The organism is Spiroplasma endosymbiont of Stenodema calcarata (genome assembly GCF_964031205.1).
Classification (GTDB): Bacteria; Bacillota_I; Bacilli_A; order Mycoplasmatales; family Mycoplasmataceae; genus Spiroplasma.
On record NZ_OZ035018.1, the window covers coordinates 517,386 to 538,342 of the forward strand.

Here is a 20,957-nt window from a genome sequence, read left to right on the forward strand (position 1 = left end):
TGGGCATATTTGTTATTTAATTTATTAAATAAATTAAATTAATGCTATTTAGCAAAAGGAGGTAATAATGAAAAAACTATTTAGTATGTTAGGAATAATTTCATTATCCGGAGTTGGTTTAACAACAGTTGTTTCTTGTACAGCAAAAAATAATTCACCAACAGATGATAATTCACAAATTATTAATGAATTTACAAACAAAATTCAAACAATTACTAATAATGCTCTTTCATTGGGAGATCAACATTCTGTTATTGATGGGGATAGTAATTTTGGACCCGGTGGTAGTATTGTTCTTGACAATTTAGATGAAAATTATACAGAAAGTAATAAAATCGAATTACAGAATCAAAAAGTTATTAATAAGATTGCGGACTATGTAAATGTTCAATTAAAAAATCAGATTGTTTCAAATTTACTTTTACGTGATCCAGATATTAAAAATTTTATTAATGGTGTTAATGCCAGTGATGTTTTGAAAGTAAATACTTCACAATCCCACATTTATCAATTGCCTTATCACTGATCACCAGATTTAACTGGTCCGCATGGATGAACCAGCGATAAGGGGCTTGAACTTTTTGGCTATGAGAATCGTAATAAGTGAGCGGATTATTATAATTCAGTTCAAGATCATTTTACAAAATTGGGATTTATTACATTAAACTTAGTTATTAATTTGTCATTTTATAATCAATTTACAAATAAAATTGAAACTAGACAAATTAATTTAGTAAACTCTAATTTATATGTTGTTGATGGAGTTGGGAAAAAATTTTTAGAACGATTAATTGATGCTAGTTTTCAACCAATTTCAGATGCACTAGGAAAATATACAATGATTCAAAGAAATTTAGGAAATAATTTTTCATTTCGAAATAGTCAAAATACTTTTATTCGTAAATCAATTGATGATTTAGAAACTTACTTGACTAGTGCCTTACATTATGATGCCCAAGATTTTAAAATTAATAATCCAACCATTAATAATAATGATAATAATGATATTGGCCAAGATAATTTATCGGATAGCAATTCTTTGACAGCCAATAATGATTATTTTTCAAAAGCATACTTAAATTATGATGATAAAACAAAAGTCAAACCAAGTGCGGCAATTCCACAATTTTCGGAAAAATTTAATAATGATCTTTTGGGAATGGATAAAGTTTTTGCAGCAAAGTTAACTGACGATATTAAAACATGAAAAAATACTGATATTTTAAATTTTAAATGAAATCCATCAAGTGATTATCATTTAACAACTGAAATTCAAAATCATACTTTTGAATTCGGAACAATAGTTTTGAACAATTGATCTTTATATAATATTATTTTACCAAAAATTAAAATTCCTTTTGTTATTACTCGAACTTTATCAAGAACAGAAGAATATTCAAATTTAACAAAAACAATGGCAAATTTGTTTGCGCAAGGTGGTTCTTTTTGAGATAATGCCGAAATTGAAACAAATGAAGATATTGCATGAATAGATCATAACCACTTAATGCTTTCTGTTAATTTAAAAAGTACTAATACATTTGATAATTATGCTGCAAATGGTTCTTCAAAAACATTTTTAAATGCATTAGATTTTTTAAAAGACAGTTTAACAACAGATTTAAATGCAAAAAAAATCGATTTAAGTTCAACAAAAATTTTAGATTTTTATGGTAATTATAATAGTATCTTTGATTACAATATTGCAAAGTATCATAATGCTTGATATACCCACGAAGGTGATAATGAAGCGAAACATCTTTTATTTGAAGCTGTGCAACACTGATTTGAAGCGTATGCCTATTTAGATATTGCTGGTTTTAATTTTCGATTAAATCCAACTTCGTTTGCAAAAGCACGAGTATATTATTAATTTCGAAAAAGGAGAAAAAACTATGAAAAAATTATTATGTCTGTTGGGTTCAATTACATTGACTGGAGTATCAACATCGACAGTTGTTGCTTGTAATCATAAAGCAAGTAATTCTTCCGATGACTCAACAGTAATACAAAATTTAATTAAAAATAAAGTTCAATATTATTTACAACAATATTTAAAGGTTGGTAATAATGATGGACCATATTTAACTGATAGTAATTTAATTTCTGCCGCTAGTACATACTTAGCAGATTTAGAAAAAACTTTTAGTTATAATGATGATCGCGCAGAAACAATTACACAAGCAGAATTTATTACACCATTAAATAATTATCTTAACAATATTTTAAAAACTGTGGTGTATACAAAATTAGTTAATGATAAATCAATTGGCCAATATTTTAAAGGAATCAAACCTGAAACAGCAATTGTTGTTGATAATCAAACAGTTTATAAGAAAATACCATTATGATGAAATCCGAACTTATCAAAATCACCAAATGTTTTATTTGGTTATGATAGTGCAGAAGATTATAAAACACATTTTAATGCTACAACTGATATTACTAAATTAAAGTATTGATTTTCAATTCAAATTGCTAACTTTAGTTTTAATTTAACTTACACTGATTTAGCATCTTTGAAAAAAACAACAATTAAAGTTACTACAAATTCTACTCAATTTTATCTTATCAATCATGATGGTTATGTTCCATTCTATTCTTTAGTAACTCATGCTGCTGATAAAGTAAAAGATTTCATTCAAAAGATAACTTTAAGTTATGATCCTCAAAAAGGACCAAATCCCATTTATAATTTTACTTTTAACAATAATGAAAGAATTTTATCAAAAGTATTATCTGAGCAATTTATTTCAAAATTAGCTAACGCATCTCAGCAACAAGAAGAAGACATTAAATTAGATAATGTTACATATCCGGAAGAAGTAAATGAATTAGGTAATTGAGAACCTAATAGATATAACTTTGCAAAAAATTATTTTACTCATTCAGAAGATATTTTAGGAAATGAATCAGGGAAATATAGTACTAATGATTTTAAAGAAACTATCTCTGGTGATCTTGATAAAAGAAATAGTGACTTCCAAAATATATTGAATACTACTTTTACAACTGACTGAGTTGATCCTCAAGGTGACAAGCTTGTTTGAAATAATCAAAATTTTAAAACAGATTATGATACTCATAAAATTTATAGTTTTGGTCGCGTTGAACTAACAAAATGAGAAGATAAAAATGTTTTATTACCAAGATGAAAAATCCCATTTATCATTATACATGATGCAACAATTAATGATTATGAAAAGAATATTATTGATATTGCTACGCAAACTTTTGCTAAAAATGGATCCTTTTGAGACAATGCGACAATTAGATACGCAGAAGCTCTGGGTATTGGGATAACAGGATTTTTGCTTAAAATGAGTGGGCAAAATGAATTTAATAATTACATTCAAAATCCTGATAAAACATTTACTGATGCCATTGGTACTATGACAAATAAAATTATTCAAAACATTAACTCAACATATCCTCAAATTGACCAAAATATTTTAAATAGTATATCATTTAATTCAACGGTTCCAACATTATATGATTATTCAATTTCAATTTCATCAAAATGAGAAAATTTTATTTTTAATCAAATTTTTCCATCCATAGATACAAGTAAAATTGCCCTTCATTTAAATTACAAATTGATCCAAGAATTAATGTGGCCACACATTAACTACAATGTGGGTGGATTTATGTTTAATCTTTCAGATGCACCAGGGGTTGGTTTCATTTTTTCTGGTATTTATTATGGAGAAATTTAAGTTAAAATTCTATGATTACAAAAACTAAAGTATTATTAGGCACTGTTAAAACTAATAAAAAAGGAAAATTAAAGAAAGCAAATATTTACAAATTATATCGTTATTTATTTAATAAAATATTTGCTTCACTTTCCACTATTTTAATTCTGGTTTTGACATTGATTTATGTTGTAATTAGTCCAATCATTTTCTTTTTGATTTCTACTGATGTATATAGCACAATTAATAATTTACAATTTTTTATTTTATTATTTTATTGTATTTTTTTATACTTATATATTTTGTTAATTTCAATTAAATTATTTGGTAACCAAATTGAAGATAATAGTTTCTTACTGGTATTAACTAAACCTTATTCCCGCCGAACAATTATTTTTGTTCAATATTTAGTAATTTATTTTTCAACATTATTTTTAATAATGATATCCGTGATTATTTTTTTAGTTCTTGGTGATATTTTTATTGTTAGTAAAAAATTAAACTTAATCATTTTTTTTAATAAATTATGTTTAAAATTATTCTTATTTAGTTTATTATTTAGTTTTCTATTAATTAATAGTGTTGTCTTTTTAGTTACGTTATTTAATACAAGAGTAGTCTTTCTAATATTTTCAATTTTTTGCAGTTTATTTATTCTTGGGGGATTACCTTATACTTTAATTAAATATAAAATTGAAAATATTACTTTCAATTTTACTGATTCAGATTCAAATGTTTCGCTTAGTTTAAGGAAGGTCAACCAAGCAATTACTTTTAAAAAATTTTTAGAAAATAATTTAATCAAATATCCAAATTTAACAAAAGCAATTTTTGATGACTTTTATAATAAATGAGATTTTACGGAAATTAAAGATTTTAATAGTCAAAATAATCAGGAAAATCGTTGACAATTTTATCAGGATTTAGGTTTGATTGATCCCAATCAATTAGTAAAATCATTTGATACAAATGTTACTTCATGATTTGATCATAATGATATCGTTGGTCCATCGACAATTTACTTAATTCAAGACCACCGCTTTATTTCATTATCTCAATTGCAAAATCAAATTAGTCAAAAAATTGGTAATATTCCAGTCGAAAATGATTTATTAGCAATGATTAATGATTATAAAAAGCAATATCATGATGGACTTGCAGGTTTTATGAATACAATAAATATTAAAGTAAATCAGCTAATGGATTTTGTTAGCAGCCCAAATGATTTTCCATCAATTAAACCAGCTAATTCATCATATATTTCGTATAAAAATACAAGTGGTATTAGCAAGTATGCTGTAATTGATACAACTGATATTACCCAAGTTTTCTTACGCCCAAATGATTATGTTTTTGGACAAAAAGAACGGGACGAATTTAATAATTTGTTTTTAAATCCTGTATTTTTTGCAATCCGATCATTAGAAGATTCAGTTAAAGAAATTGTTCTTGACTTAGATTATTTACGCAATGATTCTTTAAAACAAGATATTAATGGAAATGTGCCATCATTTGAAAAATATCAAAATATTATGCATGAATATCAAATTATTAATAAATTTAATGTTTTTGAACATTTTTGTCAATTATGAACATTTTTATTAGGTTACTATGGTGATTATTACTTTGATCCAAATCTAATTGGGGAAATTAATTTTGATCAAGAGTTAAATTCTTTTTTTAGTTATCCGATGGATGTGCTAACAATTAATAATAAACAAAGAATAGAGTTTGATAATTTAAAAACAGTGCAAAATAATAATGTTGTTATTTATGCATATGTGATTTTAAGCTGCTGTTTTTATCTAGGTTCATTAGTAGTTTGGCGTTATAAAAAAATTTCTTAAAGTGAGGTGAAAATATTGGCAACAATTGAAGTAAAAAATTATCAACAAAAGTTTAAAAATTTTTCTTTAAAAAATATTAATTTTAAAGTTAATAGTGGTACCTTGCATGCTTTAATTGGTGAATCTGGTAGTGGTAAATCAGTTATTATTAAATCAATTATTGGAGCATTACCAACTTACAAGGGTAAAATTTTAATAGACAATTACAATGCAACAAAAGCAAAGGCTAAATTAAAATTGGGATTTTCAACTAACCTTGAAGAATTTCCCAGCGAATTAACAGCGTATAAATTTTTAAATTTATTAGGTGATTTATCAACCATTTCAAAAAGTTATTTACAATATAATATTAAAAATTTAATGTTATATTTTGGTTTATGAGAACACCGTCATAAAAAATTAAAATCCTATTCATCAGGAATGAAAAATCGAATTATGATTATTCATTCAATGATTAACAATCCAGCAATTATGATTTTTGATGAACCAGGTGCTAATCTGGATTATAAAAATCGAGTTCGGTTTTATCAATTTTTAGTATTACAAAAACAACTTGGTAAAACAATTTTTTTGACAACCCATATGATTGATGAACTTGAATCAATTATTGATGATTGTACAATCATTAGCGATGGGAAAATGCTTTATAGTGGGTCATATGACTTATTTCGTCAAAATGCTGATTATCGGATTAAAGTTTCAAATAATAAACTACTTATAAAATATTTTCAAGACCATAATATTTCATTTATTTTCCATCCCAAAAATGAGGAATTTATTGCTACAATGGCCTATAATATGAATTTAAATGAGTTCTTTTTATATACATTAAAAAATAAGCTTACTGTGATTTATTTAAAGGAAATTAAAAATGATTTGGCACAATTAAAACTAAAATTAGCACGATTAGGATATTTTCAAGAGCACCATAATGCTGAGCAATCACAGTTAACAAAGGAGAAAGGAAAGAATGAAAAGACTATTAAACATTTTCGGAGTTATCGCCCTCGCAAGTCCTCTATCAATGGTAACGATTAGTTGCCATCCTGGTAATAATAGTAATAATAATAGTAATAATAATAGTAATAATAATATTATTGTTTCGCAATTAAAAAACGAGGATACAATTCAAGGTTGAAATCAAGTTTTTAATAATAACATTTTTTATCAAAATGATTCTTTTATCATGCAAGCATTATCTGTTAACGCAAATAATAATATTTCTATCAACCAGTTGTTTCAATTTAATAATCCATCTAATAAATTATTAGTTACAGATCCCTTGGTAACACCAACTGATAAAATGATTCTAATTGAGATAGGTACTGAGAAGCAAACAAATAAAACTGGGGATTTTAAAATTATGCTTTATAAAATTTCTCCAAAATTAAATTCAACAGGTATTTATACTTGAGATTATAATGATAATAAATTGTTTTATACGACGTCTATTAAATGTCTTTTACCAGTTATTGACTTTGATAAATTAAAACTTGATGATTATTCTGAATATGTTAAAAATATTGATCAAATTAATACAATTAAGGATTTTGATCCAGCAGAGTTAGAAAAAATTAAAACTAAATTAAGCCAATATTTTCAAACAACAGTTCAAAATAATTGAGGGAATGTTGTATATCAAGTTAATAGTGATTATAATATAAATTTTGTAACTTTAGTAAAAAATTCAGACAATATAAAATATTTAGATGTTAAAATTATAGGTGTAAATAGTAATTTGAAAGGAACCAAAAAAATAAAAATTTGATTAATAAACAAGTCAACAAAATATGATTTAAGAAATATAGCATTACTTGATTATTATGCTTTTAAGGTTGCAGATGCGAGGCATGTGACAAATCAGGAAGTAACAACAAATTATCAAAAATTATTATCGATAATAAAAAATACTATTTCTCTAGAATGAAAAGATAGTTATTTACAAGTAGGAATTGATTATTCTGTTACTATTCCAGCATTAGTGCCAGGAAATTTAACAGATACATTTTTGACAGTTTATTTAAAACCAATGACATGACGAACAACTGATAGCAAACGGATTACAATTGTTTTATATAGTTCGGACAATGGTAATGACGCGGTACTAGATGGTTATGGTGACGCTGTTAATTTTTATGGGGTTGATAAAACAAAACCCTTAACAGAACAAGAATGTCAAAGAATTTATCAGTTTCTTAATTACATTGCACAAAATATTTTTATTTCGCAAAAAATGTACTATGCAAAACAGGGTAAAACAAATATGGAAAATGATTATACAATTTCTTTTAATGGAATTGAACCAGGTAAATTTTTACAGTTTAATCAAGTAACAATAAAATTTTCGGGAAATAAAAATGAGCAAAATCCCAAAGCACGCATAAAAGGATATTGTACTTGACAAGTGATTTTTGCTTAATATTAAGTAAGGGAGATAATAGTTATGGTGGATTATAAAGATTTAGAGATCTTAGAACTTATTAAGCTTCGGATTGATATGCCATTTAAAAATGTTCAAAGTTTTTTAAATGATAATAAGATGTCAAAGAGTTATTTTTATTACCATTTAAAACATATTAATAATTATTTAGCAACAAAAAAATTAACTTTAGATATTAATAATTTACAAAAAGATGAGTTTTTTAAAATTTATAATATCATTGTTAATGAAAGAAATGTTTTTATTACAGCAAAAAATCAACTTATTATTTTTATGATTTTATTTATAATTAATAAATATACGAAAGTTAATGAATTACGAAAAATTTTTGAAATTAGTCTCAGCAGTGTTTTTAAAAATGTGGCGAAATTAAATCATATTTTAAGTCAATATAATACTGATATTGTAATTCGAAATAAGGGTGAGGGTTATTATTTAGATGGTAATTTATTAGCAATTCGTAAGTTAATTGTTAATTTGGCAATTTATATTAATAATAATCATAATAGTAAAAAATTAATATTAAACTGTATGTTTTCAAAATTAAAATTAATATATTCAGAAAAAGAATATCAAAAGATTTGTTATATTTTAACAAAATATCATGATCAAATTTTACTAATGGATTTAGATTTTAATACGTATAGTTTACTCTTATATTTTTTAATGTTAACAATTACAAATGAACGAAAAGATTTTGATCTTAAAAAGAATTTTATTGAAAATCATCAATACTTTCATTTTGAGTCATTTCAAATTGCCGCTAAAATTATTGATGAATTACAACAAGCATTTGGAGTAACATTTGATAATAATCAATTTGAAATAAATTTTTTAGGAATGTTAATGTTAAATCGTTATGATATTGTACCAGAAGAAAACCTTGTTAATCCTGAAATGTTACAAGTTAAGAAGGCTTTGATTGAAATGCTAGATAATATGGAATCACTTGGTTATTTAACCGATAAACAATTAGCACTTTCTGATTTATTAAGTTATGTTCATTTTTTTAAACAACAATGAAATTATTTTTTATTTGATGATTCTCCAATTGTTTTTAAACAAAATTTTATTAATCATAAAGTTGAATACCAAAAGCTATTTAAAATATGTTATGAAAATCTGATAAATATTGAGTATTGTATTGATAAAAAGTTATCGACACGAAATTATTTGGAGTTTACTCTTGTTTTATTATCGTATGTTCATACTTGGCCAATTGTTAATCATTTAGTAACGCAAAAGGCAATCTTTGTTACTAATTTGCAAAGGAATCTAATTAATTTGTTAAAAGCAAAAGCAATTGAAGCCTTTCCCTCATTAACTATTGTTGAAGTTTTGCCATTGCTAAAATTTAATGAAAACAAAGAAAAATATCAGGACTATATAATTATTAGTGATGATAAAGATTTTTTAGCAATTAATGTTGGGATATATTTTAATTTAAATATGGTTGATGATAATGATAAAGAATTAAATATAAATAATTTTATTTTTAATGATTTTGAAACAAACAGTAGTATTAAAATGTTAATCCAAAAAATATTAGATAGTAATATTAATAAAAAACACAAAATTGAAGTTTTATTACAATTAACTTTAAAAAATGGTTAATAAAAATAAAAGTCTTAATAAATATTGGAATATCTTTATTGCAAAATAATAATTGGATTTTCAAAAAAATAGGTTAAAATATAGATATAGCAAAGGAAGTGAGTAATAATGACGAAAGCATCGGATTCACAAGTTAATAATTTAGTTAATATGCTAGATGGCTATATGCAAAAAGGCGGTCATCATTTAAATGTTAATGTTTTAGATCGTGATGTGTTGAGAGAAGCACAAAACCATCCAGAACAATATCCACAATTAACAATTCGGGTATCAGGATATGCTGTCAATTTTGTTAAATTAACTAAAGAACAACAAGAAGATGTTATTTCAAGAACTTTCCACGAAGGAATGTAATATCATCATTGATTAAAAAACTACTAATCTTTAGTAGTTTTTTCTTTTTTAGAGAAAAATATAATTTTATTGTAATATATATCAATTTAGGACTTTTTTTTTTTTTTTTTTATTCTATATAATGTATTCATTATGAGCAAAAAACACATTGAAATTAAAGATTTAACGAAGAAAGTTAAAAACCAAATTATTATTGAAAAATTAAATTTAGAAATAAATAGGGGAGAAAAAATTGCAATTTTAGGAGCTAATGGATCGGGGAAAACAACACTAGTAGAATTAATTTCAGGAATTACAAATCCTTCGCTGGGCCATATTAAAATTCATACTAATGTTCCTAAAATAAAACAAATTGGATTACAGTTTCAAGAAGGTTATTGGCCAAAGGGGTTAACTCCGAAAGCAATTATTAATTATTATATTAATAAAAAAGAACATGATAATGCTGAGCTTAATGAATTATTATCAGTCTTTGGAATTAAAACCTTTATTAATAAAGAATTAAACAACTTATCAGGAGGACAGCGGCAACGTTTTAATGCGATGTTAAGTGTGATTAATACTCCCGAAATTATTATTTTAGATGAGTTAATTACTAGTTTAGATTTAAATATGCAAATTCAACTAATTCAATTTTTTCAAAATTATTTAAATCATCATCAAGCAACTTTATTAATGGTCTCCCATATTCCTGAAGAGGTTGAAAAACTATGCGAGCGTGTTATTGTACTTGAAAATGGCCATATTATTTATGATTTACCTTTAACTAAAATTTTAGCAACTTATGGAACAGTTCGTAAATTTATGGAAGATTATTATACAAAATTAAAAGAAAAGGAGAATCTTCAAGATGAGTTTAAAAATTAACAAAAAAAGTTTTAAGCAAAATTATTTTGAGTTTAATACTTTTTTAGCAAAAAATTTAAGATTATTATTTGCTTCTGTATTTAAAAATTTGCGAACATATATTTATGTTTACATTGTGCCAATTGTTTTTATGTTAGGGGTTTATATGTTTCAATCATTTGGAGGTGCTAACAAATTATTACCACCATTAATTATGGGATTATTACTTATTCCTGGTTTTGGTATTGCTATTTTATTAAATACATTAATTTCGGAATGAAAAGCTTCGATTTTTTTAAAACGAATTCATGTAATCGGGACGAGTAAATCACAATTTTTACTTGCAATTTGAATTATTGGTTATGTAATTGGGATGTCAGCAATTTTATTTGGTGCAATCGTAATGTTAACGATTAATGCAATTTATTCACCCAGTGGAACAAATGATTTTTTAGAAGCATTTAGTTTTTTAAGTTATGGATCATTTGGTGAAGCATTTAGTGCTTGAGCGGGATTCTTTTTAGGTGCATCAATCGTTGTTTTAGCAAGTATAGGTATTGCTACTTTAATTGCAGGAGCATTGAAAAGTATTTCATTAACACAAAGTTTGATTATTATAATTTTAATTTTCACGGTTTTTTTTTCTGATTTATTTTTATCGCCGTCAACAATGGCAGGCTCAAAAATAACAGTTATTATTAGTTATTTTGTGCCACAAAAATATGGGGCTTGAACAACATTCTATGCCACATCTGATGGCAATATTAATTATTTTTTATCTAAACCAGTTTCAGTCTTAATCACTGTTAGTTTTAATAATATTTATGGGCCAATTTTTGGTGGGTTAGGATATTGTACTGGTCTATTCGTTACGTCATTATTTTTATTTAACTGGAATAATAGGGGATAACAACAATGAAAAAACTATTGTATGTTTTAGGAGCAGCAACTTTAATTAATGGGACAACATTAAGTTTAATTGCTTGTCAAACAAATTTTTTAGGAATTAATTTAGCAACATTACCAGATTATAACTGACAAGAAGAAGAACCATACTTTAAACAATATAATGAAATTAATTATTTAAATCAAGCTAAAGCAATTCCATCTGGTGATTTACCATTAACGCCAAGCGGACGTTATATTGATTATTTAAATTTTAATACAGGATTTAAAAATCAAAAAAGTATTAAAAAGCAAGCTGTCACGGGAGTACCATTAAATTCAGCGTTTTTACCAAATGGTAATTTTCGTCGTGATTTTGGAGAGAAGAACAAATACTATTTATATGAAAAAATTAATAGCATTTTAGATTGAAATGAAACCACTGATCATGATTTAAAATATAATCAAGCTGATATCCCCTTATTAAAAACAAAAAAAGTTGCAAATAAATGAACAAAAACTCAAGACCAACATGTAAAAGTTTTAAATCTTGGTTTAGCAGTTCAAAGTACAAGTGGTACAAATAGTATTGTTGGTAGCAAAAGAATGTTTGGAAATAATTTTAATAATTGACAATACTTAGATGGTTTTACTGCTTGAGCCGGAGCAGCGGACGAAGGAATTATTGTTCCGCCTGCAGCAGATGCCGTTGACGCCGCTCATATTAATGGATCAAAAATTTATGGTAGTATTTATTTAGATGGTTATCATGGTTTAGTAAAAAATATGTTACGCGATTATATTGCTCGAGACAATCAAGGCAATTATAAAATTGTTGATATCTTAATTAAAATGGCAAAATATCTTGGTTTTGATGGTTGATTTTATAATAATGAACCAAATGGTAGTGCACCGAATGGAACAATTATGGATAATAAGATTTCAATTGAAATTGTTAAACAATTTATGGCCAAAGTAAAAGCAAGTAATGACCCAGTAATTAAAAACTTGGAAATGATTACATATAAAAATCAAGGAACATTAGCTTATGACAAAGATAAAATTCGAGATGAAGATGCCGCGGGGTTAGCAACTGCTTCCGATGGTAAATATGTCCAAGATTTTTATGTGTGACCAAATGATTCAGCAGCTTGAAATCAAAGTCATCCTGAATATAACAGCTTTGATACATATAATATGTACAATCTTGGTGGATGAGTTGGGGGCAAAATTTTTTATAAGGAACAACGAATTGGCACACGAAATATTACGGAGTTAACACAGAATCATTTAGATCCTAATGGCAAACCATATACTAATTGAAACCAAGAAAAAAATGATCTTTTTGCAAATAAATGAACTTTTAGTGGTATAAATCGTAATTCAATTACAACTTTTGCTGCGCAAACAGCACATGATTTAGCAAATATGTATTTAGAAAATTTAAAACACCCCCTTACTTTAGCAGATGATACTTATGCAACAATTTATCAAAATTATTATGATGATATGGTTTTTACTGGTCGAAATCGTTTTTTAAGTGACACTGATCAAGGGTCAGTGTCATGAGATCCAGCTTATCCAGTTGATAATTATAGTTTTGGGATTGGAAATTTAGTATTAGAAAATACTGTTTTATTTGATAAAGACCCGGGTGCTTTATCTGAATTTAAAACTAATTTTTCAACTGGCCAAGGGCGAAAATTTGTTACTGCTGATCATCATGTGATTGATAATTATCCATGAAATAATCGCCGTCTTGCTGATACACAGTTAACATATAAATGAGATATTCATGATAGTGTTACTAAAAAACAGGCCCCAGCATTAACTGGTTATTATGATTATTATGAACCATATCAAAAAGGAAACTCAATTGCAATTGGGGGAAGTTTTGACAAGGTGGATAAGAAAACAGGGGCTATTCCACCCGGGATTTTTAATAATAAAATTATTTGAAACATTATGGGTACAAATTATAGTGAAACCGATAAAAATATTAGTATTCGTTATAAAATTATTGATGCCAATAATAAAACCCTAACGTTAGCTGATTTAGCAAAAAAGTTTGACATAAAATTAGCAGTGACATTGGATGATGGCAATGAAAAAGAAGTAAAAGCTGATCGCCTTGAAGAAGATAATAATGGATGAATTACTTTTAAAACTAATTTAAATCAGTACCTTACTTTGCATAATGATGAAAAAATTGCCAAAATTGGTTTGGCATTAGACCCAACAGGTGGCAAAGGTGAAGCTTTTAAAGTTAATGTTGGGGAATTCAGTATTAATTATTCTGATCAGAAAAATAACAATGCTGATCCAATTCCACCGTATATTAATAATTTAAGTTCAGAGTATGCCATTAAACGTGAAAATTTAACTAGTTTTCGTTTGAATTGAACTATTAATGCAGGTTATTGGGATGAAATTGCTTATTATGAAGTTTATTTAGCAAGTAATAATAAATATTATCGATTAGGAGAAACAATGAATAATAATTATTATGTAAAAAATTTACAGTTATTATCAGGAGCAAAAATTATTTTGCGACCAATTTTGAAACATCAAACTGTTGAACCAGTTTATCAAAGTTGAAATATTGTTGTGTAAAGTTAGCCGCGAAAAAATGATATATACCAAGAACAGTACTAATCATATTTAACTCATCTTTTCTTTTTGCTAAATAAGGAATATAATTAACTTGTAGAAAAAAGGAGAGCAAAATGTCTGAAGTTGTTGGTTACTATAGTAGTTACGAATCGTTTGGTGCTGTTGATGGCCCGGGGTTACGGTTGGTATACTTTTTACAAGGCTGCCCGTTACGGTGCAAATATTGTCATAATCCTGAAACACAAGCTATTAATAAAGAAAAGCAAATTACTGTTTCTGAAATTATTGACCATTATGAAAAATCAAAAGAATTTTATCATCATGGGGGAATCACAATTTCAGGAGGCGAACCTTTGTTACAAATTGATTTTATTATTGCTTTATTTACGGAATTAAAAAAAAGAGGAATTCATACTTGTGTTGATACTTCTGTTGTTACTTTTAGTGAAAGTCCAATTTTATTACAAAAATGAAGCAATTTAGTAAAAGTTTGTGATTTATTTATTTGTGATATTAAAGAAATTAATTCAGCTCGTCATAAAGATTTAACAGGTTTAGATAATATAAATATTTTAAAGGGAATTAAATGGTTAGATGAACAAGGAGCTAATTTATGAATTCGGCATGTTTTAGTGCCGGGTTATACCGATACCGAAGAAAATCTGACAGGCATTGGTCACTTTATTAAAGCGTTAAAACATATGGAAAAATTTGAAATTTTACCATATCATAATATGATGCTGCCAAAATATAACAATATGAATCGAAAGTTTGAATTACCAGAAGTAATCCCACCAACACGAGCATATTGTCAGGAATGTTTAAAAATTATTAACAAAGCGATGAATAGGGCATAATAAAATCACGTCAAATATTGATGTGATTTTTTAGTAATTGTTAGTTTTAATATTTTTATTTTATAAATGGAATTTTTTATTTTTTGCAATAGAAATATCGTAAAAATTAAGATTTTTATTTATTTTTTTGAAAATTTTTGGTAATTTCGCTAGCAAAATAATGTAAAAAAATAAAAGATAGAGTATAAATATAAATGAGAGAATAAAAAAGGAGTAAATCTAAGGTTATGGAAAATAAAAAAATTCAAGGATTAATTGAAAAAGTTGGTGCAGCTCAAAAAGTTTTTTCTACTTTTTCACAAGAACAAGTTGATAAAATCTTCTATGCTGCAGCAGTTGCTGCCAATAAAGCCTGCATTGAATTAGCAATTGATGCTGTTCATGAAACAAATATGGGAATTATTGAAGATAAAATTATTAAGAATCATTATGCAGCTGAATATATTTACAATAAATATCGGGATAGTAAAACGGTTGGAGTTTACGAATCAAATGTTGGATTAGGATATCAATTAGTATATGCCCCAGTTGGAATTATTGCCGCGGTTATTCCGACAACAAATCCAACAGCAACAGCTATTTTTAAAACAATGCTAGCGTTAAAAACAAGAAACGGTATTATTATTTCTCCTCATCCTGGGGCAAAAGATTGTACGGTCAAGGCAGCTAAAATTATATTGGATGCGGCAGTGGCAGCAGGGGCACCAAAAGATATCATTGCTTGAGTTGAAAATGCGCAAATTCAAGATACAGCTGATTTAATGCAGGCCGCAGATTTAATTTTAGCCACAGGGGGACCAGGAATGGTTAAATCAGCATATTCATCTGGTAAACCAGCAATTGGGGTTGGTGCTGGAAACTGTCCAGCAATCATTACTGAATTAGCGGATTTAAATATTGCTACTTCATCAATTATTCAATCGAATACTTTTGATAATGGTGTCATTTGTGCGACTGAAAATGCCGTAATTGTTATAGAAAAAGTTTATGAGCAAGTGGTTAGATTATTTGAAGCAAAAAATGGTTATGTAATGACCAAAAAAGAAGATTTAGATAAAATTAGAAAAGTAATGTTTAAAGAAGGAAAATATGGCGTTTTAAATGCCGCAGTAGTTGGTCAAACGCCACAAGTAATTGCAACATTAGCGGATGTTAAGATTCCGGAACATACAAAATTAATTTTATGTGTTGCGGAAAAAACAAGTTATGATGAACCTTTAGCACACGAAAAATTATCAACCTATGTTTCATTATATAAAGCGAAAGATTTTAATCATGCTTTAACAATGGCAAAAGAATTATTAACAATGGGTCCAGGACATACAGCAAGTTTATGAACTGATGAAATTAAAGGTAAAGATGAGATTGCATTATGGCGCGATCAATGTAATGCAGGAAGAATGGTCATTAATATGCCAGCAAGTTTGGGTGCCGTTGGTGATATGTATAACTTTTATTTAGCCCCATCATTTACATTAGGGTGTGGTAGTTGAGGTGGTAATTCAACAGCAACAAACATTGAACCAAAACACTTATTAAATACTAAAACTGTCGCAATGAGGAGAGAAAATATGCAATGAATGAGATTACCAGAACGAATTTATCATAAATTTGGCTGCTTACCAATCGCGTTACAAGATTTAAAAGAATGAAAAACTAAAAAAGCTTTTATTGTAACAGATCCAGTGATTAATCAATTATATGGAACACGAATAACAGATGTTTTAGAAGATTTAGGAATTAAATATGATGTTTTTGCGGATGTTGAACCAAATCCAACGTTTGCAACAACTGAACGGGGAGTTAAGGCAATGCAAAACTCAAAGCCAGATGTTGTGATTGCAATTGGTGGAGGTAGTGCGATGGATGCTGCAAAAATGATTTGATTAATGTATCAACATCCGGATATTAAATTTGCTGATTTAGCAATGAATTTTAATGACATTCGCAAACGAATTGTTAAATTTCCAATTATTGATAAATCAATCCGTTTAGTATGTATTCCAATGACAGCAGGAACAGGATCAGAAGTAACACCATTCTCTATTATTACCGATGATAAAACAGGTATTAAGTATTCATTCGCGGATTATGCTTTAACACCAGATATGGCAATCATTGATCCAGAATTAACATTAACAGTGCCAAAAGAGGGAACTAATGCGCCAGCATTGGCTGCTTTAACCCATTTATTTGAAGGATATGTTTCAGTTTTAGCAACAGACTATACCGACCCGTATGCATTGCAGGGAATTAAAACAATCTTTGAATATTTACCAGATGCTTATCATAATGGTGAAACTGCTGTTAAAGCAAGATGCAAAATAGCGGATGCATCAACGCAGGCAGGAATAGTATTTGCTAATGCTTTTTCCGGATTAGCTCATTCAATGTCATATCAAATTGGGGCAAAATTTGGTGTTATTCATGGTGCCGCTAACGCGATTTTATTACCATATGTTATTCGTTATAATGCCGCCACAATTTTAGACGGGGGAAAACAAACTTATTTCTCACAATATACAGTTGCTAATTCATTAGAACGCTATGCTAAGATTGCAAAATATTGTGGTCTTAAAGGAAACAACGATGCGGAATTAGTTGATAAATTAATTGCTAATGTTCAAGCTTTGTCAAAAGATGTTGAAATTCCTGCTTCACTTAAAGAATACTTTGTAAAATTTAATATTGATATTAAGGAAGAAGAATTTTTAGCCCTTGTTGATCAGTTAGCACAAGGTGCCTTTGATGCTTCTGCTAACCCACGAATTCCATTAATTAGTGATATTAAAGAAATTTATTTAGATGCTTACTATGGAAAACCTGTTAAGCTATTAAAAAAATAAGAACTATAAGAAAATCTTTTATTAAAAAGATTTTTTATTTTTTTTCTGATAACTGAGAGTAAACATATTTAGGTTTATTTAGTAAATTTTATAAAATAATTATTATATTTTTTGCTGTTATTAAGATGTTAATAATTTATTTATATGATATTATTTATAAACAAATAAATTCTGAAAGAAGGACTAAGAAATGAAACATACAATTACTTTAGCCGCTGGTTGTTTTTGAGGGACACAAGCTTATTTTGATCGCCAACAAGGGGTTTTAACAACAACTGTTGGTTATGCCAATGGTCAGGGCCAAACAGTAACATATGCTGAACTTTGCCAAAATGAAACAGGTTTTGTTGAAGCTTGTCAAATTACTTTTGATGAGACAGTTATTTCATTAGCACAATTATTAACGAAGTATTGACAAGTCGTTGATCCAACGCTATTAAATCAACAAGGAAATGATGTTGGAACTCAATATCGTACAGGAATTTATTACAATCAACCAGATGAAAATTGAGCACTACCAATTATTATTAAATCACGTGATGAAATTGCAAAGCATTATAATAAACCAATCGTTACTGAAATTCAACCATTATCAGTGTATATTTTAGCAGAAGAATATCATCAAAAATATTTGGAAAAAAACCCAACAGGATATTGTCATATTAATTTATCAAAAGCCTAAAGCAAAAAGTAAAACATTTTATTGGAAGGGATTTTGTAGTTGAAAAATTACCTTTCAATAATAAGAATAATAGTAAGAATTTAGACAATTTTATTAAAGTTATAAAGGAAATAAACATAAAGCATTATTGTATTAATTATTGTTTTTACTTTTAAAAAAGCATATAATTAATTCTAAGGAGGATTGGATATGGCGATATTTAATAATAAAAAACCGACTTTTGTGTCAATGGACTTAGGTACAGCTTATACTTTAGTTTATATTTCAGGAAGTGGGATTGTTTATAACGAACCATCAATTGTTGCTTATAAAATTAAAGAAAATCGAATTATTGCTGTCGGAAATGAAGCATATAAAATGATTGGAAAAGGAAATAAGACAATTAGAATTGTTCGACCAATGGTTGATGGAGTTATTACTGATATTCGTGCTACAGAAGCACAATTAAAGTATATTTTTAATCGTTTACGAATTAATAAACAATTAGCTAATTCAATTATGCTATTGGCTTGCCCATCAGTAATTACAGAATTAGAAAAAAATGCACTAAAAAAAATAGCAATGAATTTAGGGGCGACAAAAGTTTTCGTTGAAGAAGAAGTTAAAATGGCGGCTTTAGGTGGTGGTATTGATATTTACAAACCATTTGGACAATTAGTCATTGATATGGGCGGTGGAACTACTGATGCTGCTGTCCTTGCTTCTGGTGATATCGTGTTATCTAAATCAGTTAAAGTTGCGGGTAACTATTTAAACGATGAAATTTTAAAATATATACGTTCACAGTATGGTTTAGAAATTGGAATTAAAACAGCTGAAATGATTAAAATTGAAATTGGTTCATTAGCAAAATATGGTGATGAACGGAAAATGAAAGTATATGGACGCGATGTTGTTTCCGGGTTACCACGTGAAGTTGAATTAACACCAGAAGAAATTCGGGAAGTGTTAAAGGTTCCAGTTTCACGAGTTATTGATTTAGCTGTCCAAGTCTTAGAAGAAACTCCCCCAGAATTAGCAGGGGATATCTTCCGGAATGGAATTACCATTTGTGGTGGTGGTGGTTTAATCAAAGGAATCGATCGTTATTTTGAAGAAACATTACAATTGCCAACTAAAATTGGTGAACAACCATTACTAGCCGTTATTAATGGAACAAAAAAATTTGAATCAGATATTTATGATATTATTCGTCAAGAGCATCGAAAACCAACAGAATTAAATTATTAATTAAGATTTAATATATTTAGTGATGAAAAATCGTAAAATAGTTGTAATTGGTTGTGGTTCAGTAGGGACATCATTTCTTTATGCCGCCATCAACCAAGGGTTAGCTCAAGAATATGTTTTAATTGATATCAATTATGAATGAGCTGAAGGCCATGCATTGGATTTAGATGATTGCAATGCTGTTTTGGAACGACCATTTTATAGTGTTAAAGCGGGGTCGTATCAAGAATGTGCTGATGCTGATATGGTTGTTGTAACTGCTGGTCGCCCCCAAAAAGAGGGCGAAACAAGATTAGAAATGGTTGCTGATAATGCTAAAATTATGCAGGAAGTTGCGTTAGCAATTAAAGCTAGTGGTTTTAAAGGTATTTCTTTAATTGCTTCTAATCCGGTGGATATTTTAACTACTGTCTATCAAAAGGTAACTGGTTTTGATCCACACACAGTATTAGGGTCAGGGACTAGTTTAGATTCTGCTCGTTTACGGCGTTTGATTGGAAAAAAATTAAATGTTCATCCTAGTTCTGTTCATGCTTTTATTATGGGTGAACATGGTGATTCCGCAATGACAGCATGAAGTTGTGCTTCAATATTAGGGAAACAAATTAATCACTACATTGAAGAAGGACGCTTAACAGTTGATGATTTAAAGAAATTTGAAACTGATGCTATTAATATGGCATATAAAATTATTGAAAAGAAAAAATCAACTTTTTATGGAATTGGTGTTGTTTTAGCGCACATTGCAAGAATTATTATTCGTGGGGAAAACCAAGCAATATTAATTGGAGCGTACTTAAGTGGCGAATATGGTCATAGTGGAATTTATACCGGTGTTCCAGCGGTAGTTAGTAACTATGGATGAGAACGAATTATCAAGTTACATATTAATAATGCCGAGCAAGCACAATTTGATAAGTCTTGTCAAAAAATTTATGAAGCGGTTGCTGTTGCTTTTCAAGCAATTGGAATCAAATAAAACCTTTAATTTTGTCGAAAACTCTTGATGAAATAAAAAAATCATCAATATGACAATTTGAAAAATAAT

At 27.7% G+C, this 20,957-nt stretch carries 15 protein-coding genes; all 15 read left to right on the forward strand.

Translation table 4 applies throughout. The annotated features are described in order from the left end of the window. Positions 1-67 precede the first annotated feature (67 nt). Complete coding sequence (locus ACQH24_RS02805) at positions 68-1,873, forward strand: hypothetical protein (RefSeq protein ID WP_425380496.1); 1,806 nt, start codon at positions 68-70, stop codon at positions 1,871-1,873. A 22-nt stretch (positions 1,874-1,895) separates the two neighbouring features. After that, a complete protein-coding gene (locus tag ACQH24_RS02810) occupies positions 1,896-3,716 on the forward strand; it encodes a lipoprotein (RefSeq protein ID WP_425380497.1) in 1,821 nt (606 codons plus the stop codon). A gap of 11 nt (positions 3,717-3,727) precedes the next feature. Beyond that, complete coding sequence (locus tag ACQH24_RS02815) at positions 3,728-5,542, forward strand: ABC transporter permease (RefSeq protein ID WP_425380498.1); 1,815 nt, start codon at positions 3,728-3,730, stop codon at positions 5,540-5,542. Positions 5,543-5,557: 15 nt separating this feature from the next. Then, positions 5,558-6,580, forward strand: a complete 1,023-nt coding sequence (locus ACQH24_RS02820) for an ATP-binding cassette domain-containing protein (protein WP_425380499.1) — start codon at positions 5,558-5,560, stop codon at positions 6,578-6,580. After that, positions 6,513-7,961, forward strand: coding sequence for a hypothetical protein (locus tag ACQH24_RS02825; protein WP_425380500.1), 1,449 nt, complete (start codon positions 6,513-6,515; stop codon positions 7,959-7,961). Before ACQH24_RS02820 ends, ACQH24_RS02825 begins: the two co-directional genes overlap by 68 nt. Positions 7,962-7,985: 24 nt before the next feature. Next, positions 7,986-9,596, forward strand: coding sequence for a hypothetical protein (locus ACQH24_RS02830; RefSeq protein WP_425380501.1), 1,611 nt, complete (start codon positions 7,986-7,988; stop codon positions 9,594-9,596). Between the two features lie 108 nt (positions 9,597-9,704). Continuing rightward, positions 9,705-9,950 carry a glycine radical domain-containing protein gene (locus ACQH24_RS02835; RefSeq protein ID WP_425380502.1) on the forward strand — a complete coding sequence of 82 codons (246 nt, stop codon included), beginning with the start codon at positions 9,705-9,707 and terminating at the stop codon, positions 9,948-9,950. A 132-nt stretch (positions 9,951-10,082) separates the two neighbouring features. Then, the gene (locus tag ACQH24_RS02840; RefSeq protein WP_425380503.1) at positions 10,083-10,817 is read left to right on the forward strand and encodes an ATP-binding cassette domain-containing protein; all 735 of its coding nucleotides are present in this window, start codon (positions 10,083-10,085) and stop codon (positions 10,815-10,817) included. Then, entirely contained in the window at positions 10,801-11,706 is a 906-nt protein-coding gene (locus tag ACQH24_RS02845) for a hypothetical protein (RefSeq protein ID WP_425380504.1), read from the forward strand. Before ACQH24_RS02840 ends, ACQH24_RS02845 begins: the two co-directional genes overlap by 17 nt. A 5-nt stretch (positions 11,707-11,711) precedes the next feature. Further along, complete coding sequence (locus tag ACQH24_RS02850; protein ID WP_425380505.1) at positions 11,712-14,294, forward strand: endo-beta-N-acetylglucosaminidase; 2,583 nt, start codon at positions 11,712-11,714, stop codon at positions 14,292-14,294. Between the two features lie 113 nt (positions 14,295-14,407). Continuing rightward, the gene (gene pflA, locus ACQH24_RS02855; RefSeq protein WP_425380506.1) at positions 14,408-15,151 is read left to right on the forward strand and encodes a pyruvate formate-lyase-activating protein; all 744 of its coding nucleotides are present in this window, start codon (positions 14,408-14,410) and stop codon (positions 15,149-15,151) included. Between the two features lie 227 nt (positions 15,152-15,378). Beyond that, complete coding sequence (gene adhE, locus ACQH24_RS02860; protein ID WP_425380507.1) at positions 15,379-17,997, forward strand: bifunctional acetaldehyde-CoA/alcohol dehydrogenase; 2,619 nt, start codon at positions 15,379-15,381, stop codon at positions 17,995-17,997. 190 nt (positions 17,998-18,187) lie between these two features. Beyond that, on the forward strand, positions 18,188-18,679 hold the full coding sequence (msrA, locus tag ACQH24_RS02865) for a peptide-methionine (S)-S-oxide reductase MsrA (RefSeq protein WP_425380508.1): 492 nt from the start codon (positions 18,188-18,190) through the stop codon (positions 18,677-18,679). A gap of 189 nt (positions 18,680-18,868) precedes the next feature. Then, the gene (locus ACQH24_RS02870; protein WP_425380509.1) at positions 18,869-19,909 is read left to right on the forward strand and encodes a rod shape-determining protein; all 1,041 of its coding nucleotides are present in this window, start codon (positions 18,869-18,871) and stop codon (positions 19,907-19,909) included. Between the two features lie 22 nt (positions 19,910-19,931). Next, positions 19,932-20,888, forward strand: coding sequence for an L-lactate dehydrogenase (locus ACQH24_RS02875; RefSeq protein ID WP_425380510.1), 957 nt, complete (start codon positions 19,932-19,934; stop codon positions 20,886-20,888). Positions 20,889-20,957 lie beyond the last annotated feature (69 nt).